This is a genomic window from Pseudomonas sp. IT-P12 (assembly GCF_949767465.1).
In the GTDB taxonomy this organism is placed as follows: domain Bacteria; phylum Pseudomonadota; class Gammaproteobacteria; order Pseudomonadales; family Pseudomonadaceae; genus Aquipseudomonas.
Genome location: NZ_CATKPY010000024.1, coordinates 354,562 through 378,242, shown reverse-complemented (window position 1 = coordinate 378,242; position 23,681 = coordinate 354,562). Strand labels below are relative to the sequence as shown.

22 protein-coding genes and 1 other RNA gene are annotated in these 23,681 nt (G+C 62.9%); 11 read left to right on the top strand and 12 right to left on the bottom strand.

All coding sequences use genetic code 11. The features are described 5' to 3' along the window. Window positions 1–5 precede the first annotated feature (5 nt). The gene (locus ACM6IM_RS22660; RefSeq protein WP_414866358.1) at window positions 6–470 is read right to left on the bottom strand and encodes an Lrp/AsnC family transcriptional regulator; all 465 of its coding nucleotides are present in this window, start codon (window positions 468–470) and stop codon (window positions 6–8) included. 126 nt (window positions 471–596) lie between these two features. On the opposite strand from ACM6IM_RS22660, the gene ACM6IM_RS22655 reads away from it, so the two are divergent. The 3 genes from ACM6IM_RS22655 (at window position 597) to ACM6IM_RS22645 (ending at window position 3,210) form a co-directional block, all read left to right on the top strand. After that, on the top strand, window positions 597–935 hold the full coding sequence (locus ACM6IM_RS22655) for a hypothetical protein (RefSeq protein ID WP_201191539.1): 339 nt from the start codon (window positions 597–599) through the stop codon (window positions 933–935). Window positions 936–1,025: 90 nt separating this feature from the next. Then, a complete protein-coding gene (locus tag ACM6IM_RS22650; RefSeq protein WP_414866357.1) occupies window positions 1,026–2,810 on the top strand; it encodes a GspE/PulE family protein in 1,785 nt (594 codons plus the stop codon). A 79-nt stretch (window positions 2,811–2,889) separates the two neighbouring features. Next, complete coding sequence (locus ACM6IM_RS22645) at window positions 2,890–3,210, top strand: DUF2388 domain-containing protein (RefSeq protein ID WP_192307368.1); 321 nt, start codon at window positions 2,890–2,892, stop codon at window positions 3,208–3,210. Between the two features lie 188 nt (window positions 3,211–3,398). Here the strand turns inward: ACM6IM_RS22645 and gcvP are convergent, their stop codons facing one another. The 10 genes from gcvP to ACM6IM_RS22595 form a co-directional block, all read right to left on the bottom strand. Next, a complete protein-coding gene (gene gcvP, locus ACM6IM_RS22640) occupies window positions 3,399–6,272 on the bottom strand; it encodes an aminomethyl-transferring glycine dehydrogenase (RefSeq protein ID WP_192307011.1) in 2,874 nt (957 codons plus the stop codon). 638 nt (window positions 6,273–6,910) lie between these two features. Then, complete coding sequence (gene gcvH / locus ACM6IM_RS22635; RefSeq protein WP_192307013.1) at window positions 6,911–7,294, bottom strand: glycine cleavage system protein GcvH; 384 nt, start codon at window positions 7,292–7,294, stop codon at window positions 6,911–6,913. A gap of 50 nt (window positions 7,295–7,344) precedes the next feature. Further along, the gene (gcvT, locus tag ACM6IM_RS22630; RefSeq protein ID WP_414866356.1) at window positions 7,345–8,427 is read right to left on the bottom strand and encodes a glycine cleavage system aminomethyltransferase GcvT; all 1,083 of its coding nucleotides are present in this window, start codon (window positions 8,425–8,427) and stop codon (window positions 7,345–7,347) included. Between the two features lie 156 nt (window positions 8,428–8,583). After that, window positions 8,584–10,200: an ABC transporter permease gene (locus tag ACM6IM_RS22625; RefSeq protein WP_414866355.1), complete on the bottom strand. Its 1,617-nt coding sequence runs from the start codon at window positions 10,198–10,200 to the stop codon at window positions 8,584–8,586. A gap of 100 nt (window positions 10,201–10,300) precedes the next feature. Then, window positions 10,301–11,305 carry an extracellular solute-binding protein gene (locus tag ACM6IM_RS22620; protein WP_414866354.1) on the bottom strand — a complete coding sequence of 335 codons (1,005 nt, stop codon included), beginning with the start codon at window positions 11,303–11,305 and terminating at the stop codon, window positions 10,301–10,303. A gap of 155 nt (window positions 11,306–11,460) precedes the next feature. Next, the gene (locus ACM6IM_RS22615; RefSeq protein WP_414866435.1) at window positions 11,461–12,678 is read right to left on the bottom strand and encodes a 2-octaprenyl-3-methyl-6-methoxy-1,4-benzoquinol hydroxylase; all 1,218 of its coding nucleotides are present in this window, start codon (window positions 12,676–12,678) and stop codon (window positions 11,461–11,463) included. 9 nt (window positions 12,679–12,687) lie between these two features. Continuing rightward, the gene (locus ACM6IM_RS22610; RefSeq protein ID WP_414866353.1) at window positions 12,688–13,173 is read right to left on the bottom strand and encodes a DUF4442 domain-containing protein; all 486 of its coding nucleotides are present in this window, start codon (window positions 13,171–13,173) and stop codon (window positions 12,688–12,690) included. Beyond that, window positions 13,166–14,353, bottom strand: coding sequence for a 2-octaprenyl-6-methoxyphenyl hydroxylase (ubiH, locus tag ACM6IM_RS22605; RefSeq protein WP_414866352.1), 1,188 nt, complete (start codon window positions 14,351–14,353; stop codon window positions 13,166–13,168). Before ubiH ends, ACM6IM_RS22610 begins: the two co-directional genes overlap by 8 nt. After that, window positions 14,350–15,684 (bottom strand): Xaa-Pro aminopeptidase, encoded by a 1,335-nt coding sequence (gene pepP, locus ACM6IM_RS22600; protein WP_192307024.1) that lies wholly within the window; start codon window positions 15,682–15,684, stop codon window positions 14,350–14,352. The genes ubiH and pepP overlap by 4 nt, the downstream gene beginning before the upstream one ends. Before the next feature lie 27 nt (window positions 15,685–15,711). Next, on the bottom strand, window positions 15,712–16,272 hold the full coding sequence (locus ACM6IM_RS22595) for a YecA family protein (RefSeq protein WP_192307026.1): 561 nt from the start codon (window positions 16,270–16,272) through the stop codon (window positions 15,712–15,714). A 194-nt stretch (window positions 16,273–16,466) separates the two neighbouring features. On the opposite strand from ACM6IM_RS22595, the gene ACM6IM_RS22590 reads away from it, so the two are divergent. The 4 genes from ACM6IM_RS22590 (at window position 16,467) to ACM6IM_RS22575 (ending at window position 17,882) form a co-directional block, all read left to right on the top strand. After that, window positions 16,467–16,676, top strand: a complete 210-nt coding sequence (locus ACM6IM_RS22590; protein ID WP_192307028.1) for a TIGR02449 family protein — start codon at window positions 16,467–16,469, stop codon at window positions 16,674–16,676. Then, window positions 16,673–16,990 carry a cell division protein ZapA gene (locus ACM6IM_RS22585; RefSeq protein ID WP_414866351.1) on the top strand — a complete coding sequence of 106 codons (318 nt, stop codon included), beginning with the start codon at window positions 16,673–16,675 and terminating at the stop codon, window positions 16,988–16,990. The genes ACM6IM_RS22590 and ACM6IM_RS22585 overlap by 4 nt, the downstream gene beginning before the upstream one ends. Window positions 16,991–17,020: 30 nt before the next feature. Next, a non-coding RNA gene (gene ssrS / locus ACM6IM_RS22580) (6S RNA) lies at window positions 17,021–17,199 on the top strand. A 77-nt stretch (window positions 17,200–17,276) separates the two neighbouring features. Further along, window positions 17,277–17,882, top strand: coding sequence for a 5-formyltetrahydrofolate cyclo-ligase (locus ACM6IM_RS22575; protein ID WP_414866350.1), 606 nt, complete (start codon window positions 17,277–17,279; stop codon window positions 17,880–17,882). A 34-nt stretch (window positions 17,883–17,916) separates the two neighbouring features. On the opposite strand, the gene ACM6IM_RS22570 is transcribed toward ACM6IM_RS22575, so the two are convergent. Then, window positions 17,917–18,069: a hypothetical protein gene (locus tag ACM6IM_RS22570; RefSeq protein ID WP_192307034.1), complete on the bottom strand. Its 153-nt coding sequence runs from the start codon at window positions 18,067–18,069 to the stop codon at window positions 17,917–17,919. A gap of 200 nt (window positions 18,070–18,269) precedes the next feature. Here ACM6IM_RS22570 and ACM6IM_RS22565 point away from each other — a divergent pair, with 200 nt between their 5' ends. From ACM6IM_RS22565 to ACM6IM_RS22550, 4 genes are all read left to right on the top strand, one after another. Continuing rightward, entirely contained in the window at window positions 18,270–18,734 is a 465-nt protein-coding gene (locus tag ACM6IM_RS22565; RefSeq protein ID WP_192307039.1) for an EVE domain-containing protein, read from the top strand. 120 nt (window positions 18,735–18,854) lie between these two features. Further along, the gene (locus ACM6IM_RS22560) at window positions 18,855–19,820 is read left to right on the top strand and encodes an HlyD family secretion protein (protein ID WP_192307040.1); all 966 of its coding nucleotides are present in this window, start codon (window positions 18,855–18,857) and stop codon (window positions 19,818–19,820) included. Beyond that, on the top strand, window positions 19,817–22,540 hold the full coding sequence (gene rbbA, locus ACM6IM_RS22555; protein ID WP_414866434.1) for a ribosome-associated ATPase/putative transporter RbbA: 2,724 nt from the start codon (window positions 19,817–19,819) through the stop codon (window positions 22,538–22,540). Before ACM6IM_RS22560 ends, rbbA begins: the two co-directional genes overlap by 4 nt. Continuing rightward, window positions 22,540–23,658 (top strand): ABC transporter permease, encoded by a 1,119-nt coding sequence (locus ACM6IM_RS22550; RefSeq protein WP_414866349.1) that lies wholly within the window; start codon window positions 22,540–22,542, stop codon window positions 23,656–23,658. The genes rbbA and ACM6IM_RS22550 overlap by 1 nt, the downstream gene beginning before the upstream one ends. Window positions 23,659–23,681 lie beyond the last annotated feature (23 nt).

The window sequence follows — 23,681 nt, the reverse complement described above, 5'->3', positions numbered from 1 at the left end:
AGGCCCTAGACCGGCAAGGCCGTGGTCGATTTGATCTCCGACAGCGCCACAATCGAGTTCACTTCCTGGATACCCGGCACCAGCGACAGCTTTTCAAAGAAAAACCGCTCGTACGCCTCGATGTCCGCCGCCACGATGCGCAGCATGAAATCCACCGCCCCCATCAGCACGTAGCACTCCAGCACTTCGGGGAAACCGCGAATCGCCTCGGTGAACTCGGTGAAATTCGAACGTCCGTGGGCGTTGAGTTTGACCTGCGCGAAGATCTGGGTGTTGAGACCGATCTTCTTGCGGTCCAGCAAGGTCACCTGCCCGCGAATGATCCCCTCCTCCTTCATCCGCTGGATCCGCCGCCAGCACGGCGACTGCGAAAGCCCCACCTGTTCGGCAATCTGCGCGCTGGAGAGAGAAGCGTCTTCCTGCAACAGGGCAAGAATCCTGCGGTCGTAGCCATCCAGCTCGCCTTGCATAAAAAAACCCATGATCTCGTTAATGTTGGATTATCTAATTCGATATATCGCCGATTAACCCCATCATAGATAAGAAATACCCGGTCTTGAATGTAAAAATTCCTCCAGTGATTTTGGAGAACGACCATGCCGCACCTGGAAGCCGTCAACACCACGCCCACCCGCACCGATGCCTGGAACGCCGGCAACGCCCACTGCCGCGTCCGCTACCAACTGCTGGGCGAAGCCGAGCCCGACCTGCTGTGCCGGGCGCTGAACCTGTTCGCAATGCAGTACCTGATTCCGCAACAGGTCAACGTGCAGCGCGGGGAACAAGGTCTGTCGCTCGAGATCGTCGTGGATGGGCTGAGTTGGCACCGTGCCCAGGTGATCGCGGAAAAAATGCGCAACCTGATCAGCGTCAGTTCGGTTGAGCTGCAAGGCGCTGATCCGCTGTGGGTTGAAGCGGCGCTGGCCACTGGCTGAAAAGGTTCGATACGGCTTCGTCGGGTAGTGGCCCAACAGTCATCGGGCACCCGACTATCCTTTGCGAACCGATGTTCACGAGGAGCCCGCATGTCCGTTCAACTTGCCCTTCAGGACCGCTGGCTGGATCTCAACGATTTGCTGCGCGAACTGGTCGCCCAGGGCTTTATCAGCCAGGACTCGGCCGAGCACGCGCTCAATGCCCGCCGTCGTCATGCCGCCAATGGCCAGATGCATCCGCTGGAGTTCATCGCCAGCCAGCAGCTGGACGACCTCAGTCGCCCGGGCAAACACCTGGATCTGGAAAGCCTGACCCTGTGGCTGTCGCAACAGGCCGGCCAGCCTTACCTGCGGATCGACCCGCTGAAAATCAACGTCGCGGCGGTGACCCCGCTGATGTCCTATGCCTTCGCCCAGCGCCACAGGATTCTCGCGGTGTCGATCGATCGCGATGCGGTGACCGTGGCCAGCGCCCAGCCTTACGTCAAGGGCTGGGAAGCCGACCTGACCCATGTGTTGAAGCTGCCCATCAAACGGGTGGTCGCCAACCCGGTGGACATCCAGCGCTTCAGCGTCGAGTTCTTCCGTCTGGCCAAATCGGTCAGCGGCGCGACCAATGCCGACCAGCACAGCAACACCCTGGGCAACTTCGAACAACTGCTCAACCTCGGCGCCAGCGACCAGGAACCGGACGCCAACGACGCGCACATCGTCAACATCGTCGACTGGCTGTTCCAGTACGCCTTCCAGCAGCGCGCCAGCGATATCCACATCGAACCCCGGCGCGAGCAGGGCACGGTGCGTTTTCGCATCGACGGCGTGTTGCACAACGTCTATCAATTCCCGCCGCAGGTGACCATGGCCATTGTCAGCCGCCTCAAGAGCCTGGGGCGGATGAACGTCGCGGAAAAACGCAAACCCCAGGACGGCCGGGTGAAAACCAAGACGCCGGACGGCGGCGAAGTCGAGCTGCGGCTGTCGACGCTGCCAACGGCGTTCGGCGAGAAGATGGTCATGCGCATCTTCGACCCGGAAGTGCTGCTCAAGGATTTCGACCAGCTGGGTTTCTCCGCCGACGACTTGCGTCGCTGGCAGGACATGACCCGACAGCCCAACGGCATCATCCTGGTCACCGGCCCGACCGGTTCGGGCAAGACCACCACGCTCTACACCACCCTGAAGAAGCTGGCGACCCCGGAGGTCAACCTCTGCACCATCGAAGACCCGATCGAGATGGTCGAACCGGCGTTCAACCAGATGCAGGTGCAGCACAACATCGACCTGACGTTCGCCGCCGGGGTACGCGCGCTGATGCGGCAAGACCCGGACATCATCATGATCGGCGAGATCCGTGACCTGGAAACCGCCGAAATGGCGATCCAGGCCGCCCTCACCGGTCACCTGGTGCTCTCGACGCTGCACACCAACGACGCGCCCAGCGCCATCAGCCGCCTGCTGGAACTCGGCGTGCCGCATTACCTGATCAAGGCCACGGTGCTCGGGGTCATGGCCCAGCGCCTGGTGCGCACCCTGTGCCCGCACTGCAAGGCGCCACTGACCCTGGCCGAGGACGACTGGCAAACCCTCACCCGGCCCTGGCAGGCACCGTTGCCGGGCAATGCCCAGCGCGCCATCGGCTGCCTGGAGTGCCGCGACACCGGTTATCGCGGTCGCGCCGGGGTCTACGAAATCATGCAGCTCACCGACGGGCTCAAGGCGCTGATCAACCCCGACACCGATCTGTTGGCGATCCGACGCCAGGCCTTCAAGGAAGGCATGCGCAGTTTGCGGTTGTCGGGGGCACAGAAGGTCGCTGCGGGTTTGACGACCATCGAAGAAGTGTTGCGGGTCACGCCGCAAAGCGAACAAAAATGAAACACGTTGCCGGCGGCAGCATGGAACTCCACCGGGGCGTTGACGATCCAACGCCGTAGATAACCCAGTGGAGTCACCCATCATGCGTTTCAAACTTGCTGTCGCTACCCTCGCCGTGTTGTCCCTGCCAGTCGGTTCGGCGATGGCCGACAGCTTTTGGCGTAACGTCATTTCGTCCGGCGCCACCACCGGCTCGACTTACCTGACCTTCAAGGATCACAAACTGATCATTGCCGCACAGGACGATGCCGGCAGTTTTGTCGCCAGTGACGGCAGCATTCGTGGCCCGTACCTGGAAGCCGCGATGCAGAAAGTCCGCGCCGACAACCCTGGCCTGCAGGCCACGGACATGGAACTGGCGAACGCGATCCTGGCGAAGAACGCCGTCGCCTCGGAATAAGCTTCAACGCTGACAAAAATGCCGCTCGATCGAGCGGCATTTTTTTGCCAGGAAACATGGCATCCGGAGCTGCCGCAATTACTTGTGGGAGCGAGCCTGCTCGCGATGAGGCAGGCACATCCAGCATCTGTGTCGTTGGACACCCCGCATCGCGAGCAGGCTCGCTCCCACCCTGGATCTATGTCGTCTCAGCGGTAATCATCCACCGGCACACACGCACAAAACAGGTTCCGGTCGCCATACACGTTATCCACCCGATTCACCGCCGGCCAGTACTTGTGCGCCCGGGTGTGCGCGTCCGGCGTCACGGCCTGTTCGACACTGTAGGGGCGCTCCCAGACCCCGGTGATGTCGGCCAGCGTGTGCGGCGCGCGCTTGAGCGGGTTGTCCTCGGCCGGCCAGGTGCCGTTCTGCACCTCGGTGATTTCTGCGCGAATGCTCAACATCGCTCCGATAAAACGGTCCAGCTCCGCTTTCGACTCGCTTTCGGTCGGTTCGACCATCAAGGTGCCCGGCACCGGGAACGACATGGTCGGTGCATGGAAGCCGTAATCCATCAGGCGCTTGGCCACGTCCTCCTCGCTGATCCCGGTCAGTGCCTTGAGCGGTCGCAGATCGAGAATGCACTCATGGGCCACCCGTTCGTTGCGACCGGTGTAAAGCACCGGGAAGGCGCCGGACAAATGCTGCGCCAGGTAATTCGCCGCGAGAATGGCCACCTCGCTGGCGTCCGCCAGTTGCGGTCCCATCATGGCGATGTACATCCAGCTGATCGGCAGGATGCTCGCACTGCCCCAAGGAGCCGCACTCACCGCACCGTTCTGCGCCTGCGGACCATCAATGGTCACCACCGGGTGATTGGCCACGAACGGTGCCAGGTGCGCCCGCACTCCGATCGGCCCCATGCCGGGCCCGCCGCCACCATGGGGAATGCAGAAGGTCTTGTGCAGGTTCATGTGCGAAACGTCGGCACCGATGTCCGCCGGCCGCGCCAACCCGACTTGCGCGTTGAGGTTGGCGCCATCCATGTACACCTGGCCGCCGTGCTGGTGAATCACTTCACAGATCTCACGGATACCTTCCTCGTACACACCATGGGTCGAGGGATACGTCGCCATCAGGCAAGCGAGCCGGTCGCCGGCCTCGGCTGCCTTGTCCTTCAAGTCCGGCAGATCGACGTTGCCCGCCTCGTCGCATTCGACGATCACCACGCGCATCCCGGCCATCTGCGCGGAAGCAGGGTTGGTGCCGTGTGCCGAGGACGGAATCAGGCAGATGTCCCGCGCCCCCTGATGGCGGCTCTCATGGTATTTGCGGATCGCCAGCAACCCGGCGTATTCGCCCTGCGCACCGGAGTTGGGCTGCATGCAGATCGCATCGAAACCAGTGATCGCGCAGAGCCAGCGCTCCAGTTCCTCGATCATCAAGGTATAGCCAAGCGCCTGCTCCCTGGGCGCGAACGGGTGCAGGTTGGCGAATTGCGGCCAGGTGATGGGGATCATCTCGCTGGTGGCGTTGAGCTTCATGGTGCAGGAGCCCAGCGGGATCATCGACTGATTCAGTGCAAGGTCCTTGTTCTCCAGCTGCTTGAGGTAACGCAGCATCTCGGTTTCGCTGTGATGTGCACTGAACACCGGGTGACTCAGGTACGGTGAGACACGCAGCAGGCCGGGCGCAATCCCCGCCGGCAAGTCTTCAGCGTCCAGTAGCTGGACATCGAGCCCATGGTCGGCACCGAGGAACACGTCGAACAGCCTGGCAACGGTGTTTTCATCGCAGGCTTCATCGAGGCTCAATCCCAACCGCCCGCGCCCCAGAATACGCAGGTTGATTTGCGCGGCACGGGCGCTTTCGATGATCGCGGTCTGCGTGCCTCCCACTTCCAGCGTCAGGGTATCGAAGAAGTGCTGGTTGAGACGCTTGATGCCGTGGCGTTCCAGGCCCGCCGCGAGAATGCAGGTGAGTCGGTGGACACGCTGGGCAATGCGCTTGAGCCCTTGCGGGCCGTGGTAGACCGCATAAAAACTGGCGATGTTGGCCAACAGCACCTGGGCGGTGCAGATGTTCGAGTTGGCCTTCTCCCGACGGATGTGCTGCTCGCGGGTTTGCAGCGCCATGCGCAACGCGGTGTTGCCCCGGGCATCTTTCGAGACCCCGATGATCCGCCCGGGAATCGCCCGCTTGTACTCATCGCGGCTGGCAAAAAACGCCGCATGCGGCCCGCCGTAGCCCATCGGCACGCCGAAGCGCTGGGACGAGCCGAACACCACATCGGCGCCCAATTCGCCCGGCGGGGTCAGCAACAGCAGGCTCAACAGATCGGTGGCGACGCAGGCCAGGGCTTGCTGGGCGTGCAGGTGATCGATCAACGGGCGCAGGTCGCGAATCTCGCCGTGGGTGTCGGGGTATTGCAGCAGCGCACCGAACACCTGGTGCTGCTTGAGGTTATCCAGCGTGTCGACGATCAGCTCGAAACCGAAACCTTCGGCACGGGTCTGCACCACGGAAATCGTCTGCGGATGGCAGTTTTCGTCGACGAAAAACAGGTTGCTCCGGGACTTGGCGACGCGCTTGGCCAAGGCCATGGCCTCGGCCGCCGCCGTGGCTTCGTCCAGCAGCGAGGCGTTGGCCAGCTCCAGCCCGGTGAGGTCGATGGTCAATTGCTGGAAATTCAGCAGGGCTTCGAGCCGACCCTGGGCGATCTCCGGTTGATAGGGCGTGTAGGCGGTGTACCAACCGGGATTTTCCAGCACGTTGCGCAGAATCACGGCCGGGGTGATCGTGCCGTGATACCCCATGCCGATCAGGCTGGTCCAGACCTGGTTCTGCTCGGCATAACCGCGCAGTTTGGCCAGCGCGGCCTGTTCGTCGAGGGCGGGCGGCAACTCGAGTGCCCGGTTCAGGCGGATGCTCGGCGGCACCGTTTGCTCGATCAGTTCGACGCGACTGCCAAGGCCGAGACTGTCGAGCATCGCCTGCTGCTCGGCGGCATCGGGCCCGAGATGACGGCGCAGGAAGGCATTGGGGTCGCGTAACTGGCTCAGGGACGGCAACTGGGACATGACGGGCTCTCTCTTGACTGGCGCTCGGCGTCGATGCAACACGGTCAATCCAGCATAGCAGTCGATGTTGGATGCAAACCCTGGGGAACGAGCGCCAGCCGGCCCGCCGGCGATGGTCGCCAACGATGACGCGGTTTGCCTGACGGAACGCGTTGCCTGAACCTCCATCGCGAGCAAGCTCGCTCCTACAGGAGAATGCGTTGGCTTTTGATCTGGCTTTGGCTTTGGCTTTGGCTTTTGATCTGCCGCGTCGGAAGGCCGAGTGGAGGTTCTGCGCAGTGGGCAAACCGGCATGGATGCCGGTTTAGCCGCCGCCGGCCATGGATGGCCGATGGCGGCGGGCCCACGGAGCAGGACCGGAGCGAGGGTATGCCGAGCCTAGGCGAGGCACCGTACGTCAGGGGATCAAAGCGCTTTGGTTACTTTCGCGCTTTTCGAAAGTGACCCGCCGTAAGGGCGGAAACTTAAGCGGCCGTTACCGCAACACCGGATATGTACACCCAAAAAAACAGGGTCGCCTATAAGACCGCCATCGCTGGCAAGCCAGCTCCCACAGGGGTCGTGTACACCCGCAGGAATCAGGGGCGTAAACATGAAAAAGCCCCGACAGGTCGGGGCTTTGGGTTGACGCTCAGGGCTTACTCGCCGATGGCGGCCTTGTAGCCAGCCGCATCGAGCAGCTTGTCCAGATCGCCAGCGTTGCTTGGCTTGAGCTTGAAGATCCAGGCGCCGTACGGATCAGAGTTGAGCAGTTCCGGGTTGGCGCTCAGTTCTTCGTTGACCGCCGTCACCGTACCGGCAACCGGGGAGTAGATGTCGGAAGCGGCCTTCACCGACTCGACCACACCGGACTGATCACCGGCGGCGAACTGGGTGCCGACTTCGGTCAGCTCAACGAACACCACATCGCCCAAGGCTTCCTGAGCGTGATCGCTGATGCCCACGGTGACGGTGCCATCGGCTTCCAGGCGGGCCCATTCGTGACTTTCGGCAAAACGCAGGTCGGCAGGGATATCGCTCATGTTCTGTGTCCTCAAGAAAATTGTCAGCGGTCGTTGCCCGCCGGAAAAGGTTAGATCAGGGTTTTGCCATGGCGTACGAAAGTCGGTTTGACCACCCGGACCGGGTACCATTTGCCACGGATTTCCACTTCCGCGCGGTCGGCTGTGGCCATCGGCACGCGCGCCAGTGCAATCGACTTGCTAAGCGTAGGAGAGAAACTACCACTGGTGATCTCCCCTTCGCCAACATTGGCGATGCGAACCACTTGATGAGCACGCAAAACCCCACGTTCCTCAAGCACCAGACCGACCAGTTTGTGCTGCACGCCAGCGGCCTGTTCGGCCTCCAGGGCGGCGCGACCGATGAACGGGCGGGACGCCGGCTCCCAGGCGATGCTCCAGGCCATGTTCGAGGCCAGCGGCGAAACCGCCTGGTGAATGTCCTGACCGTAAAGGTTCATGCCGGCTTCGACACGCAGCGTATCGCGCGCGCCAAGCCCGATCGGCGAGATCCCCGCGCCCACCAGGTCGTTGAAGAAACCGGGAGCCTGATCGGCCGGCAGGATGATTTCCAGTCCGTCTTCGCCGGTGTAACCGGTGCGCGCGATGAACCAGTCACCGTCGGGCTGGCCTTCGAAGGGCTTGAGCAGCTGGATCAGGTTGCCGCGAGACTGGGTGACCAGTTCGCTGATCTTGTGCCGGGCGTGAGGGCCTTGAATGGCGAGCATCGCCAATTCCGGCCGCTCGTGCAGGTGCACGTCGAAGCCATCGAGGTGGGCCTGCATCCATGCCAGGTCCTGATCGCGGGTGGAGGCGTTGACCACCAGCCGATAACCGTCGTCGAGGCGGTAGACGATCATGTCGTCGACGATGCCGCCACGCTCATTGAGCATGGCGCTGTACAGGGCACGGCCGGTGCTGTGCAGGCGCTCGACGTCATTGGCCAGCAAATGCTGGAGCCAGGCCTTGGCCTGCCTTCCGCCGACATCGATCACGGTCATGTGGGAGACATCGAAAACCCCGCAGTCGCGGCGCACCTGATGGTGTTCCTCGACTTGCGAACCGTAATGCAAAGGCATGTCCCAACCGCCAAAATCGACCATCTTCGCACCGAGGGCGAGGTGAAGGTCATACAGAGGCGTACGCTGTCCCATGGGTTTCTCCTTCCGGGCTTGGCGAGGGTACGGGCCGGTACTGCACGGGATAAAGGCCTTTGGATAAAGGGCTTTGAGCCGATTTCAGCAACCGGGTCTGTCAGACGGACCGCACCGAATGCCGCGCATTGTAGCCTCAAGGTGTAGGACTGACACCTAGCTGTTTTGATGGGCCGAACGTCGAATCAATCCGATGACCGGCAACAACCCGACCAAAACCAGGGTCAGGGCGGGCAACGACGCTCTTGCCCACTCCCCTTCACTGGTCATTTCAAAGATCCTTACCGCCAGCGTGTCCCAGCCAAACGGGCGCATCAGCAACGTCGCGGGCATTTCCTTGAGCACGTCGACGAACACCAGCAACGCGGCACTCAAGGTGCCCGGCAGCAACAACGGCAGATACACTTTGAAAAACAGTCGAGGCCCACTGACGCCGAGGCTACGCGCTGCTTCGGGCAAAGATGGCCGTATTCGCGCCAGGCTGCTTTCCAGCGGACCGTAGGCCACGGCGATGAACCGCACCAGGTACGCCAGCAGCAAGGCCGACAGGCTGCCCAGCAGCAATGGCTTGCCGGCACCGCCCAGCCAGCCCGAAACAGGGATCACCACTTCGCGATCCAGGTAACTGAACGCCAGCATGATCGACACCGCCAGCACCGAGCCCGGCAACGCGTAGCCCAGATTGGCCAGGCTCACGCCGGAGCGGATCGCCCGCGTGGGCGCCAGACGCCCGGCAAACGCCAGCACCAGCGCGACACTGACGGTAATCAACGCCGCCATGACCCCCAGGTACAGCGTGTGGACAATCAGCCCGGCGTATCGCTCGTCCAGGTCGAAACGACCACGCTGCCAGAACCACACCGCCAATTGCAGCATCGGAATGACAAAGGCGCAGGCGAACACCAGGGCGCACCAACTCGTCGCCGCCAGCGCCTTGAATCCCCGCAGGTGATACAACGCCTTGACCCTTGGCCGCTCGTTACTGGCGCGGTTGGCCCCACGGGCCCGGCGCTCGCCGTAGAGCACCACCATCACCACCAGCAGCAACAGGCTGGCCAGTTGCGCCGCGCTGGAGAGGCTGAAGAAGCCGTACCAGGTCTTGTAGATGGCGGTGGTAAAGGTGTCGAAGTTGAACACCGACACTGCACCGAAATCCGCCAGGGTTTCCATCAACGCCAAGGCCACACCCGCCCCGATGGCCGGCCGCGCCATGGGCAGCGCGACGCGCCAGAACGCTTGCCAGGGTGATTGCCCGAGGACCCGTGCCGCCTCCATCAGGCCTTTGCCCTGCGCCAGGAACGCCGTGCGCGCCAACAGGTAAACGTAGGGATAGAAGACCAGAACCAAGACCAGGATGACGCCACCGGTCGAGCGCACTCGCGGCAACCTCAGACCGGCGCCGAACCATTCACGCATCAGCGTCTGCACGGGGCCGGCGAAATCCAGCAGGCCGACGAAGACAAAGGCCAGCACGTAGGCGGGAATCGCGAACGGCAGCATCAACGCCCAATCCAGCCAGCGGCGCCCTGGAAACTCGCACAGGCTGGTGAGCCACGCGAGGCTGACCCCCAGCAGCGTGACGCCAATCCCGACGCCCAGGACCAGGGTCACCGTATTGCCCAGCAGACGCGGCATCTGGGTGTCCCAGAGGTGAGACCAGATCTGTTGATCGATGGTTTGCCAGGACAGCAGCAAAACGCTCAGGGGCAGCAGGACCAGCGCAGCGATGGCGAAGACCAGGGGGTACCAGCGGCGTTGGGCGGGGTGGGCCAAGGAAAAACTCTCGTTAAAATGAACGTGCCCACGTCAGGCGTGGGCACAACGCTCCCGATACGGTGCGGGAGCGATCACGGCGCGCAGTATAACGGTGGCGTCAGTTCCAGCCAGCCCGATCCATCATGCGAATGGCTTCGGCCTGGCGCTTGCCGGCCACTTCCACCGGCAGGGTATCGGCGACGAACTCGCCCCAACTGGCCACTTCGGCCGACGGTTTGACCGCAGGGTTGGCCGGGAACTCCTGGTTGATGTCGGCGAAGATCTTCTGCGCTTGCGCCGTGGTCATCCACTCCACCAGCGCCTTGGCCGCGTCCGGATGCGGCGCATGCTTGGTCAGGCCGATACCCGACAGGTTCACGTGCACGCCCCGATCGGCCTGGTTAGGCCAGAACAGCTTCACCGCCAGCTCGGGATTCTGCTTGTGCAGGCGACCGTAGTAGTAGGTGTTGACGATGCCGACGTCGCACTGGCCGGCACTGATCGCTTCGAGCACGGCGACGTCATCGGAGAACACATCGGTGGACAGGTTGTTGACCCAGCCCTTGAGGATTTTCTCGGTTTGTTCCGCGCCGTGGACTTCGATCATGGTGGCGGTCAGCGACTGGTTGTAGACCTTCTTTGCCGTCCGCAGGCACAAGCGGCCTTCCCAATTCTTGTCGGCCAGGGCTTCATAGGTGGTCAACTCGCCCGGCTTCACCCGGTCGGTGGAATAGGCAATCGTCCGCGCCCGCAGGCTCAGGCCGGTCCAGGCGTGGCTGGAAGAGCGGTACTGGGCCGGGATGTTGGTGTCGATGGTTTTCGAGGTGAAGGGCTGCAGGATGCCCATTTGCTCGGCCTGCCAGAGGTTGCCGGCGTCGACGGTCAACAGCAGGTCGGCGGTTGCGTTCTCGCCTTCGGCCTTGATGCGCTGCATCAAAGGCGCTTCCTTGTCGGTGATGAATTTCACCTTCACACCGGTTTTCGCGGTGTAGGCATCGAACACCGGCTTGATCAGCTCGTCGATACGCGAGGAGTAGACCACCACCTCGTCAGCGGCCTGGGCGGCGGTGCTGCCGATCAGGGTCAGGGCGAGTGCCGTCAGTAGACGCTTCGATGCCAACATGGGAGCCATCTCTCGATTGGAAAAGTGAGGCCAAATGATAAGGACTCACATTTACCATCTCAATCGAACAGTTGGCGGAGGAGTTACCAGATGTTGCATGGCATGGGGTTCTTGGTGAGTTCACCGATGCCTTCGCGACCAGCCTCGATAAAGCATCAGGCCTTGGCCAGGGCCGGCAGGTCCCCGGTCAACCCCAGCGCCTCGCGCACGAACAACGCCTTGGCCTCCGGCATCTGATCCACCAGCTTCAACCCGGCATTACGCAGCCAGCGCACCGGCAACGGGTTGGCCTGGAACAAGCGCTCGAAGCCCTCCATCGCCGCCATCAAGGCCAGGTTGTGCGGCATGCGCCGGCGTTCGAAGCGGCTCAGCACTTTCACGTCCGCCAGTCGCTCGCCGCGCTCCGTGGCTTGCAGCAATACTTCGGCGAGCACGGCTGCGTCGAGGAAGCCAAGGTTCACACCCTGCCCGGCCAACGGGTGAATGGTGTGGGCAGCGTCGCCGATCAGGGCCAGGCCTTCGGCCACGTAACGCTTGGCATGGCGCTGACGCAGCGGCACGCACAGCCGTGGATCGGCACTGAGCACAGACCCCAGGCGACCTTCGAAGGCCCGCTCCAGTTCACGACAGAAGCTGTCGTCGTCCAGCGCCATCAAGCGTTCGGCCTCGCTTGGGGTGGTCGACCAGACGATCGAGCACCAGTCCTGCTGTCCATCGCGCTCCAGCGGCAGAAACGCCAGGGGGCCGTTATCGGTGAAACGTTGCCAGGCGGTCATTTGATGCGGGTTGGCGCTGCGCACGCTGGTGACGATCGCGTGGTGCAGGTAATCCCATTCGCGCGTGGCCACGCCGGTCAGGCGCCGTACCGCCGAGTTGGCGCCATCCGCCGCAATCACCAGGGGCGCGCGCAACGTCCGGCCATCGGCCAGGGTCAGCAACCAGTCATCGCCGGAGCGACGCATCTGCTCCAGCCGCGCATTGGCCAGCAGGCCGAGGTCGCTGTCGTGCAGGCAGTCGAGCAAGGCGTCCTGGACCACGCGGTTCTCGACGATATGGCCCAACCCCTCGGCATGCACGCTGGCCGCACTGAAGTGGATCTGCCCAGTGCCGCTGCCGTCCCAGACGTGCATGTCGGAGTACGGGCTGCTGCGGCGCCTGGCGATGCCTTCCCAGGCGCCCAGGCGTTCGAGTATCCGCTGGCTGGCCGCCGACAGGGCGCTCACTCGCGGTTCGAACGGCGCCTGCGCGTCGAAGGGTTTGACGGTCATCGGGCTGCCGTCCAGCAGCAGGATGTTCAGCCCGCTGTCACGTAACGCCAGCGCCAGGGCACTGCCGACCATTCCGGCTCCGACAATCAGCAGATCTGCGCGCATGTCCATGCTTTAAGCCTGTCTCGCTTGCGGCTTGAGCCGCACATAAAGGGTTTTCCGGACCCGCGCTACCAGAGTGCCGGCGCCGTCGTGAATATCGACCTGCAATTGCGGCAGGTATTTTTCGCCCGTCGCCGTCTGCCGGCGGATCTCGTCGAGCAGGGTCTGGTCGACGTTGAAACGGGCGAACACCGGGCCCTTGCCCGGCGAGATGAAGTCGATGTCGGCCGCTTTGTCCCAGACGATGTAGTCGCGTCCGAGGTTTTCCATCAGCATCAGCATGTAGAACGGATCGACCATCGAGTACAGGCTGCCGCCGAACTGGGTACCGACGTAATTGCGGTTGTACCAGCCCAGCCCCATCGACACCTGGACGTCGCGGAAGTCATCGCTGATGTGCCGCACCCGAACGCCGGCGCCGAGGTACGGCGGGTAGATCGTCATGACCCAACGCAGCAACCGCGCTTTGCCCAACCGGTCGGTCAGCCACTTAAACATCGGGACGCGTACCCAGCCCCATGGCCTGGCGAGCGAACCAGCGCTTGGCCGGCGGCAGCAGGTCAAGGCCCAGCAGGCCGATGTTGCGGCCCAGCGACACCAGCGGCAAGCTGCTGCCGAACAAACGCGTGACCTGATCGGAAAAACCCACCGTCAGGTTCTGGTCCAGACGCTGGCGTTCGCGGTAAGCCTGCAACGTCGCGAAGTCGCCCAGAGGTTTATCGCTCGCCAGCAACGCCTCCGCCAGGGCCTGGGCATCGCGCAGCGACAGGTTGAAACCCTGGCCGGCAATCGGGTGCAGACTGTGGGCGGCGTTGCCCAGTACGGCGAGATGCGGGCGCACCTGTTCTTCGGCCTCGATCAGCGTCAGCGGGTAAAGATGCCGCGCACCGACCTGTTTCAAGGTGCCGAGGCGGTAACCGAACACGTTCTGCAATTCGCTGAGGAAGCTGCGCTCATCGAGCGCCGCCAGCCGTTGCGCGTCCATGCCCAGACGGGTCCAGACCAGTGCACAGCGGTTGTCCGCCAACGGCAGCAAGGCCATCGGGCCATCATCGGTGAACCGCTCGAACGCCATGCCGTTGTGCGCTTCGCTCGGGGTAATGTTGGCGATCAGCGCGCTCTGATTATACGGACGCTGCCGGACGCCAATCCCCAGTTGCTCGCGCAGCCCGGAGCGGCCGCCATCGGCGAGTACCGCAAGCTCGCATTCCAGGAGGGTTTCGTCATTGAGGGTCAGGCGGTAGCCGTCGGCCAGCGGTTCCATGCGCGTGACTTCCGCCGGGCAGCGCCAGGTCACCACCTCCTTGTCCAGTCCTTGCCACAGGCATTGGCCCAGCCAGGCGTTTTCCACTACATAACCGAGCGCCGGCACGCCCTCTTCCATCGCCGAGAGACGCGCGGTGGAGAAACGGCCACGGTCGGACACGTGAATCTGCTTGATCGGCTCGGCGCGACGGGAAATGTCCTGCCACAGGCCCAACCGTTGATAAATCTGCTTGGCACCGTACGACAGCGCCGAAGATCGCGCGTCATAGCTCGGCTGATAACTGTCGCCCGGGGCAAACGGCTCGATCAGCACGATCTTCCAGCCACGGGCCCTGGCCCCGGCCTGCAATGCCAACGCCAGGCTGGCGCCGACCAGGCCGCCGCCGATAATTGCCAGATTGACTCGACTCATGCCGCTTGTGTCCGCGCTTCGGCCATCAGGGCCTCGATTTCGGCGACCGTCTTCGGTACGCCCTGGGTCAGGATTTCACAGCCGGTTTTGGTGACCACGACGTCGTCCTCGATGCGCACGCCTATGCCGCGCCATTTCTTCGCTACGTTCTGATTGTCGGCAGCGATGTAGATCCCCGGTTCCACCGTCAGCGCCATGCCGACTTCCAATACGCGCCATTCGCCACCGACCTTGTACTCGCCGACATCATGCACATCCATGCCCAGCCAATGGCCGGCGCGGTGCATGTAGAACGCCTTGTAGGCTTCGCTGGCGATCAATTCGTCCACGTCACCCTGCAACAGGCCCAGCTTCACCAGCCCGGCGGTAATCACCTGGACCGTGGCTTCGTGCGCCTGGTTCCAGTGTTTGTTCGGCGCGATTTCGGCAAAGGCCGCTTGTTGCGAGGCCAGTACCAGTTCGTAGATCGCCTTCTGTTCGGCAGAAAACCGACCGTTGACCGGCCAGGTACGGGTGATGTCACTGGCGTAGCAATCGATTTCGCAACCAGCGTCGATCAATACCAGGTCACCGTCCTTGAGCACGGCGTCATTCTGCTGGTAATGCAGGATGCAGCTGTTGCGACCGGAGGCGACGATCGAGCCGTAGGCCGGCATCTTCGCCCCGCCCTTGCGGAACGCGTAATCGAGCTCGGCTTCGAGGCTGAACTCATGCAGCCCTGGTCGACTGGCCTGCATCGCCCGGACATGCGCCTGGGCGGAAATCCGCGCAGCCTCGCGCATCACCTTCACTTCTGCCGCCGATTTATACAGGCGCATGTCGTGCAGCAGATGATCCAGCGCAACGAATTCGTTCGGCGGCTGGGCACCGAGGTGCGCCTTGGAGCGGATCACGTTGATCCAGTCCATCAGGTGTCGGTCGAACTCGGGGTTGCTGCCCATGGCCGAATACACCCGGTCGCGCCCTTCGATCAGGCCCGGCAGGATGTCGTCGATGTCGGTGATGGGGAAGGCGTCGTCGGCGCCGAAGTCGCGGATCGCCCCTTCCTGGCCCGCACGCAGGCCGTCCCAGAGTTCGCGCTCGGCGTTGCGTTCACGGCAGAACAGGATGTATTCACCATGCTCGCGACCGGGCATCAGCACGATGACCGCTTGCGGCTCGGGGAAGCCGCTGAGGTACTGGAAGTCGCTGTCCTGGCGGTAGACGTGCTCGACATCGCGATTGCGGATGGCCACTGCGGCGGCGGGCAGTATGGCGATGCTGTTGGGTTCCATCTGCGCCATCAGGGCCTTGCGGCGACGGCTGTATTCCGATTTCGGGATATGAATCATGGGCAGATGGCTTTTCCTGGCTCGCGATTAATGCAGTGACGGCTTGGCAGCGACCGGCGCGTCCAGCTTACGGGTTTCGGAGAACAGCAACAGTGGCGCGACACGCAGGTATTCCATCACTTCCATGTAGTCGTTTTCACCATCGTCGGACTCCTCCAGTGCATCCTGCACCTGGGAGATCGCGGACAGATCCTGCAACACTTCAGTGGCTTCGGTACTCAGCATGCTACTGTCGCGGCAGTTCAGGCCGAAACCGCTGAGAAAGCCCTGGCACCATTGACCCAGTGCAGCGGCACGGTCGGCCAGGGGCGTGTCATCGGTCGGCAGCAACAGGACCACGGTCACGTCGTCGCCGGTGAGTTCGCCCTTGACCATCTCTTGCAGGCCGATCAAGGCATTGCGAACGTTGTCTTGCGGCTCGTTCTCGAGCAGCTCGGCGGCATCGATCAGCCAGCCTTCGGCATCGAAGCCGGCCCCGGCGCAACTGCGGCCGAGGAGCAAGCCATGCAGTTCGGCAGGCGAGGCGGAATGACCGCTGGAAGACAGCAAGGTGGCGAAGGCTTGGTAGGGGGAATTCTGAATGGGCATGGGCAGCTAGGCGCCAGACGGCGCAATGTCTAGAATGAAGGCCTTGTATCCTACATCGACTCCTCTGTAGGAGCGAGCCTGCTCGCGATGAACCCGAAACCGCCGAGGGTTGGTCAGTGACCTGGCGCTGTCGTCGGCGACCTTCGCAAACACGCTCGCTCCTGCAGTTCAATACCCATCAGACAGTGAAGACAATGGAAGACACCGACCTGCAAGCGCTGATGGCCAGACTCGAACTGCTAATTGATCGGGTCGAGCAACTTAAGAGTCAAAACGCACTCCTACTAGCTCAGGAAAAATCCTGGCGCGAGGAACGCGCTCACCTCATTGAAAAAAACGAAATCGCCCGGCGTAAGGTCGAATCGATGATTTCGCGCCTCAAGGCCCTGGAGCAAGACTCATGAGTTCAAGCAATAGCGTCACCGTGCAGATCCTCGACAAAGAATATTCGATCATCTGCCCGCAGGAAGAGCGCAGCAACCTGGTGAGCGCGGCCCGTTACCTGGACGGCAAGATGCGCGAAATCCGCAGCAGCGGCAAAGTGATTGGCGCCGACCGCATCGCCGTGATGGCCGCGCTGAACATCACCCACGACCTCCTGCACAAGGCGGAACGCCCGGATGTGCCGGTCAGCAGCGCAACCCGCGAGCAGGTGCGCGACCTGCTCGATCGCGTCGATCTGGTCCTGACCACCGATCCGGACGTCACCAAAGGCTGATTCGCCGAACCGCTTGGGTTATACTCGCAACACTCCCTGGGGTGCTTGCCAGTTGACCACGTCCCTGAGCCGATTCGCACTACCCTGGAGGTTGCACGTTGGGCTGGTGTGCATGTCCGCTAGACGGAAAGCCTTAAAGCCTACTGCATCTTCCACCTTGAACTTTCGGGTTCAAGGGCTAAGTCAGCAGCGGTTCATCCGGGGAGCCTGATTCCAGTCCGATGCCGGTTCACGCCGGCATCGGCTTTTTTATGGGCGTTTGCCCGCACTGCCGAAGCCTGAATCCATGACCGAACCTGCGCTGCTGCCCCGCCCGCAACTTCGACGCATGCTGCGCAAGGCGCGCCGCGCACTGACACCCTGTCAGCAGCGCAAGGCGGCTCGCGGGCTGTATAAGCAATTGGCCCAGCAACCGCTGTTTCGCCGCGCCCGACACATCTCCCTGTACCTGCCGACCGACGGTGAAATCGACCCACGGCTCTTGCTGCGGGCGGCTCAACGGCGTGGCAAGGCGACTTATCTGCCGGTCCTCAGCGCCTGGCCACGCACCAAGATGGTGTTCCAGCGCATTCGTCCCGGGGAAACGCTCAAACCCAACCGTTTTCGCATCCTCGAGCCACGGGCGAATCTCGCTCGCCAACGCAAGGTCTGGGCATTGGACCTGGTGTTGTTGCCATTGGTGGGGTTTGACGATGTCGGCGGACGCCTGGGCATGGGCGGCGGTTTCTATGATCGCAGCCTGGCGTACCTGGCCCGGCGCAAGAACTGGCGCAAGCCGACGCTGCTGGGCCTGGCCCATGAATGTCAGAAGGTCGAACGATTGGCGCAAGCGAGCTGGGATGTGCCGCTGCAGGGAACGGTCACGGACAAGGCCTGGTACGACGCAGGCTAGACGCCACTGCGGTCAGCGGCGTCGGCGGGCAGGTTCAGCGCTTGAATGCTGACGACTGTTGTTGCTGCGCGATTTCAATCGGCGCTTCGGTCTTGCTGCTCCACAGGCTTTGGGCATAGCCGGTGGTCACGACGCCAAGGCCGAACAAAATAACCAATATCCATAGTAAATCCGGTTTGCGTTTCATCGACTGCCCCCCAAAGGCATATCAACACGATGACAGCAGCGGTTTCCGTTGTAGGTGTAGGCCGTGCAGCAGCGTCAAGCTTAGAAGGCCGGCATTTTGCGACAACGTGAACTGACACGCAAACGCTGGCGTCAACCGACCGTCGGTTTGTCATAAAATTGCCCGACAACTTGCCCACCGACCCGCCAGGAGCAAAACCCATGGCCTATTGGCTGATGAAATCCGAGCCCGACGAACTCTCGATCAAAGGTCTGGAGCAGCTGGGTACAGCGCGCTGGGACGGCGTGCGCAACTATCAGGCGCGAAACTTCCTGAGATCGATGGCGGTGGGCGACGAATTCTTTTTCTATCACTCCAGCTGCCCGGAACCGGGGATTGCCGGGATCGGCAAGATCGTCAAAGCGGCGTATCCCGACCCCACAGCCCTGGAGCCGGAGAGTCACTACTTCGATCCGAAGGCCAGCGTAGAGAAGAATGCCTGGAGCGCCATTGACGTGGCGCATGTCGAGACGTTTTCCAGGGTCTTGAAGCTCGATTTCCTGAAACAACAGGCGGCGCTGGCCGAAATGCCCCTGGTGCAGAAAGGTTCGCGGCTGTCCGTGATGCCGGTGACGCCCGAGCAATGGGCGGCTGTCCTCGACTTGCGACCCGCTCTCTGCCGATAGACGCGAGCACGCTCGCGCCTGCGGGTCTTTGGGGTTAGGCTTGCGCCTCTGTTGACTGGTATCAAATCGCCAAGGCGTTGGATCAACCAGACTGGGACGTAACAGCCGCAGGATGCCCGCATGTCTACGCACAACCGCTCTTCGATCTTTTTCGCCAGCGCCCTGGTGGTTCTGCTACTGGCGGCCGGTGGTTTTGGTTACTGGAAATCGATGCATGACCGTTTGCCCGAAGGCCTGTATGTCGGGAACGGTCGCCTGGAGGCCACCGAGGTGCAGATCGCCAGCAAGACGCCGGGGCGACTGGCCGAGGTCCTCGTCGATGAAGGCGACAAGGTCAGCAAGGGGCAACTGCTGGCCCGCATGGACACCCGCACCCTTGAAGCCCAGCGCAACCAGGCCGAAGCCGAAGTGTTGCGCGCGCGGGAAAACCTCTCCGCCGCACAGGCCAACGTGCAATTACGCCTGAGCGAGCAACTGCTGGCCCAGCAGGAGCTCAACCGTTCCCAGGCGCTGTTCAAGCATGGCTACGTGAGCGGCCAGATCATCGATCAACAGCAAGCCCGCATCGGCACCGGCAACGCCGCTGTCGCCGCCGCTCGCGCCCAGGTGTCCGCCGTCGAAGCCGCCATTGGCGCGGCGCAGGCGCAAGTCGCGCAGTTGACCAGCGAAATCGACGACAGCAGCTTGCGCGCCCCCATCGACGGCATCATCCAGCTGCGCATGGCCGAGCCCGGTGAAGTGTTGGGCGCCGGTGGACGCGTGCTGCTGTTGATCGACCCGAGCGATCAGTATATGAACCTCTACCTGCCGGCCTCCGTGACCGGGCGCCTGGCGGTGGGCGATGAGGCGCGGATTGTGCTCGACGCCCTGCCCGACCACCCGCTGCCGGCCAAAATCACCTTCGTGGCCGCCAAGTCGCAGTTCACCCCCAAGGAAGTCGAGACACGTGACGAGCGACAGAAGCTGGTGTTCCGCGTCAAGTTGCGCCTGACCGATCCGAGCGCCCTGCCCCAGGCCAAGCCCGGCATGCCCGGTGCCGGTTATGTGCGCACGGCCCCTGTTGAATGGCCGGTCAACCTGCAATGACCGGCCTCGCGGTTCGAGCGAATGCCATCCATCACGAGTACGGCAAACAAACGGCACTGGGTGCTATCGCGTTCGACCTGCCCGCCGGCACCCGCTGCGGACTGATCGGACCGGATGGGGCGGGCAAATCGAGCCTGCTGGGGTTGATCGCCGGGGTGAAGCGGCTCCAGCAGGGCCAGCTGGAAGTGCTCGGCGGCTCAATCCAGGACCGCCGCCATCGCACGACGCTCTACGCCCGCATCGCCTTCATGCCCCAAGGCCTGGGCGGCAACCTTTATCCCGAGTTGTCGATCAGCGAGAACATCCACTTTTTCGCCACCCTGTTCGGCCTGTCGAAAACCGAATGCGATCAGCGCATGCACAACCTGTTGCTGGCCACCGACCTGCTGCGGTTTGCCGACCGGCCGGCCGGCAAGCTGTCCGGTGGCATGAAACAGAAACTGGGGCTGTGTTGCGCGTTGATCCATGAGCCGGACCTGCTGATCCTCGATGAGCCGACCACCGGCGTCGACCCGCTGTCGCGCCTGCATTTCTGGGAGCTGGTCGAAGATGTGCGGCGCCAGCGCCCACAACTGACGCTGCTGGTCGCCACCGCCTATATGGAAGAGGCCGAGCAATTCGAGCACTGCCTGATGCTCGACAACGGCAAACTGATTGCCGCCGGCCTGAGCCGGGAACTGGCCGCCGTCACCCCCAGCGGCAAACTCGACGAGGCCTTTACCCACTTCCAGGGCGACGGCAGTCACGACCATCAGCCGCTGGTGATCCCGCCGCTGAGCGGCACCGCCACCGATATCGCCATCGAAGCCCACGACCTGACACTGCGCTTCGGCGACTTCACGGCGGTGAACAAGGTCAGCTTTGCCATCGGTCGTGGCGAGATATTCGGCTTTCTCGGCTCCAACGGCTGCGGCAAGACCACCACCATGAAGGTCCTCACCGGCTTGATGCCCGCCAGTGAGGGCAGCGCCACACTGCTGGGCAATCCGGTGAACGCCAAGGACCTGGCCACGCGCAAGCGGGTCGGCTTCATGTCGCAAAATTTCTCGCTGTATGGCGAACTCAGCGTGCGGCAGAACCTGGCATTGCATGCCCGACTGTTCGATCTGCCGAAAACCGAAAGCGCGCAACGCATCGACGAGTTGATCCAGCGCTTCAACCTCGCCGGCGTCGCCGACCAGCCATCCGGGGCGCTGCCCCTGGGGTTGCGCCAGCGGCTGTCGTTGGCGGTGGCGGTGCTGCATCGCCCGGAGGTGCTGATCCTCGATGAGCCGACTTCCGGCGTCGACCCGGCGGCACGGGACGACTTCTGGCGACTGTTGATCGAACTGTCCCGCGAGCAGGGCGTGACGATTTTCCTCTCCACGCATTTCATGAACGAAGCGCAGCGCTGCGACCGCATTTCGCTGATGCATGCGGGCAAGGTGCTGGCCTGCGATACGCCGGCAGCGCTGCAACAGCAATTCGGGGGCGCAACCCTGGAAGCGGCCTTCGTCACCTGCCTGGAGCAGGCACAGAACACCGCAGAAACACCCGGCCCCGCCGAGCCCGAACGCTCGCCTGCCATGCCGACCCAGCCCGTGAAGGAGCGCAGCTTCAGTCTGGGTCGCCTGTTGGCGGTCGCCAGCCGTGAAGGCAAGGAACTGCTGCGCGACAAGGTGCGGATGGCGTTTGCCCTGCTCGGTGCCATCTTCATGATGGTGATCTTCGGCTATGGCATTTCTCTGGATGTGGAAAAGCTGGCCTTTGCCGTCTACGACCAGGACCAGACACCTCAGAGTCGCGCGTACCTGGAAGCCTTTCGCGGCTCACGCTACTTCGACGAACAGCCGCCCGCTCGCGATGCCGACGAGCTGCATCGACGCCTGCAACGCTCGGAAATCAAACTGGCCCTGGAGATCCCGCCGGGTTTCGGCCGGGACCTGTACGCCGGACGCCAGCCGGTGGTCGCGGCCTGGCTCGATGGCGGCATGCCGTTTCGCGCCGAGACCAGCCGCAACTACGTCGAGGCCGTGCACCAGGCCAACCTTGAACAATTGGCCGAACAAAGCAGCCCTGCGTTGAACCGGCCAGCCGCCGCCAGGCTGGAAACCCGCTTTCGCTACAACCAGGATGTGGTCAGCGTCAACGCGATCGGCCCCGGGGTCATGGCCCTGATCCTGGCCTTCATCCCGGCGATGCTGACGGCGCTCGGCATCGTCCGGGAAAAGGAACTGGGCTCGATCACCAACTTCTACGCCACGCCGCTGACCCGCCTGGAATTCCTGCTGGGTAAACAGACGCCGTACCTGATCATCAGCCTGGTCAACCTCGCGGTGCTGGTGGCCATGAACCGCTGGCTGTTCGGCGTGCCTTTCAAGGGCAGCTTCCTGACCCTGACCTTCGGTGGCCTGCTTTACGTGTTGGCGACGACCAGCATGGGCCTGTTGATCTCGGCGTTCACGCGAACGCAGATTGCAGCCATCCTGGGCACCATGATCATCACCAGCCTGCCGACCATCCAGTTTTCAGGACTGATCGTGCCGCGCTCGTCTCTGGAGGGAGCCGCCTCCGTGATGGGCATGCTGTTCCCGGCGGGGCATTTTCTCGACATCGCCGTCGGCACGTTCACCAAAGCCCTGGACCTGCGCCAGCTATGGCCGCAATGCCTGGCCCTGTTCGGATTTTTCCTCGGGTTCACCGGGCTCAGCCTGGTCATGCTGAAAAAGCAGGAGGCCTGATGCACAAGCTCGCTCACATCCTGCGCCTGGGCCTCAAGGAACTGACCAGCCTGCGCCATGACGGCGTCCTGCTGCTGTTTCTGTTCTACGCCTTCACCGTGGCGATCTACATGCCGGCGGCAGGGTCGGTGATTGGCGTGCACAACGCCAGCGTGGCCATGGTGGACGAAGACCACAGCCAGCTGTCGAGGCAATTGGCGCAGGCGCTGCAGCCACCAGAGTTCCAGCACCCGGTCGCCCTGCCCTACGGGCAACTGGATCAGGTGATGGACAGCGGCCAGTACACTTTTGTCATCAATGTACCGGCAAACTTTCAGGCCGACCTTATGGCCGGTCGCCAACCCGCAGTGCAGGTCAATGTCGACGCCACCGCCATGAGCCAGGCGTTCATGGGCGCGGGTTACATCGGGCGGATTTTCCAGCGCGAGCTGCTGAACCATTCAGGCCAGAGCGATGCGACCAGCAAGGCACCGGTGCTGCTGACCACGCGGGCGCTGTTCAACACCAACCTGGAGGGTGGCTGGTTTCTGGCGGTGATCCAGATCGTCAACAACATCACCATCCTCGCCATCATCCTGACCGGCACCGCGCTGCTGCGAGAACGCGAACACGGCACGCTCGACCACTTGCTGGTGCTGCCGCTGACGGCGCTGGAAATCATGCTGGCGAAAATCTGGAGCAACATGCTGGTCGTGGTGCTGTGCACCTGGCTGTCGCTGGAAGTCGTCGTCAAGGGTGCGCTGGGCGTGCCGTTGGCCGGCTCCCTGCCGCTGTTCCTGCTGGTGACGGCGGTTTATCTGTTCGCCAGTACCGCCCTGGGGATTTTCCTCGCCACCCTGGCGCGATCGACGCCCCAGTTTGGCCTGCTGGCGATTCCGGTGATCATCCCCATGTTGCTGCTGTCCGGCGGCAGCACTCCGCTGGACAGCATGCCGCAGTGGCTGCAATGGGTCATGCAGGGCTCGCCATCGACCCACTTCGTCAGCCTGGCCGCCGCCATTCTGTTTCGCGATGCCGGGCTCAACGTGGTCTGGCCGGATCTGCTCGCGCTCACGGCCATCGGCCTGCTGTTCTTCGCGATTGCGCTGATGCGCTTTCGCAAGAGCCTGGCCTCCTGAACCGCAGCCCTCAGCCGAGAGCC

Bases quoted from the DNA above. Each gene is read 5' to 3' on its own strand.
- ACM6IM_RS22660 (WP_414866358.1), bottom strand. From the start codon at position 470: ATGCAAGGCGAGCTGGATGGCTACGACCGCAGGATTCTTGCCCTGTTG.
- ACM6IM_RS22655 (WP_201191539.1), top strand. From the start codon at position 597: ATGCCGCACCTGGAAGCCGTCAACACCACGCCCACCCGCACCGATGCC.
- ACM6IM_RS22650 (WP_414866357.1), top strand. From the start codon at position 1,026: ATGTCCGTTCAACTTGCCCTTCAGGACCGCTGGCTGGATCTCAACGAT.
- gcvP (WP_192307011.1), bottom strand. From the start codon at position 6,272: ATGTCCCAGTTGCCGTCCCTGAGCCAGTTACGCGACCCCAATGCCTTC.
- gcvH (WP_192307013.1), bottom strand. From the start codon at position 7,294: ATGAGCGATATCCCTGCCGACCTGCGTTTTGCCGAAAGTCACGAATGG.
- gcvT (WP_414866356.1), bottom strand. From the start codon at position 8,427: ATGGGACAGCGTACGCCTCTGTATGACCTTCACCTCGCCCTCGGTGCG.
- ACM6IM_RS22620 (WP_414866354.1), bottom strand. From the start codon at position 11,305: ATGTTGGCATCGAAGCGTCTACTGACGGCACTCGCCCTGACCCTGATC.
- ACM6IM_RS22615 (WP_414866435.1), bottom strand. From the start codon at position 12,678: ATGCGCGCAGATCTGCTGATTGTCGGAGCCGGAATGGTCGGCAGTGCC.
- ACM6IM_RS22610 (WP_414866353.1), bottom strand. From the start codon at position 13,173: ATGTTTAAGTGGCTGACCGACCGGTTGGGCAAAGCGCGGTTGCTGCGT.
- ubiH (WP_414866352.1), bottom strand. From the start codon at position 14,353: ATGAGTCGAGTCAATCTGGCAATTATCGGCGGCGGCCTGGTCGGCGCC.
- pepP (WP_192307024.1), bottom strand. From the start codon at position 15,684: ATGATTCATATCCCGAAATCGGAATACAGCCGTCGCCGCAAGGCCCTG.
- ACM6IM_RS22595 (WP_192307026.1), bottom strand. From the start codon at position 16,272: ATGCCCATTCAGAATTCCCCCTACCAAGCCTTCGCCACCTTGCTGTCT.
- ACM6IM_RS22590 (WP_192307028.1), top strand. From the start codon at position 16,467: ATGGAAGACACCGACCTGCAAGCGCTGATGGCCAGACTCGAACTGCTA.
- ACM6IM_RS22585 (WP_414866351.1), top strand. From the start codon at position 16,673: ATGAGTTCAAGCAATAGCGTCACCGTGCAGATCCTCGACAAAGAATAT.
- ACM6IM_RS22575 (WP_414866350.1), top strand. From the start codon at position 17,277: ATGACCGAACCTGCGCTGCTGCCCCGCCCGCAACTTCGACGCATGCTG.
- ACM6IM_RS22570 (WP_192307034.1), bottom strand. From the start codon at position 18,069: ATGAAACGCAAACCGGATTTACTATGGATATTGGTTATTTTGTTCGGC.
- ACM6IM_RS22565 (WP_192307039.1), top strand. From the start codon at position 18,270: ATGGCCTATTGGCTGATGAAATCCGAGCCCGACGAACTCTCGATCAAA.
- ACM6IM_RS22560 (WP_192307040.1), top strand. From the start codon at position 18,855: ATGTCTACGCACAACCGCTCTTCGATCTTTTTCGCCAGCGCCCTGGTG.
- rbbA (WP_414866434.1), top strand. From the start codon at position 19,817: ATGACCGGCCTCGCGGTTCGAGCGAATGCCATCCATCACGAGTACGGC.
- ACM6IM_RS22550 (WP_414866349.1), top strand. From the start codon at position 22,540: ATGCACAAGCTCGCTCACATCCTGCGCCTGGGCCTCAAGGAACTGACC.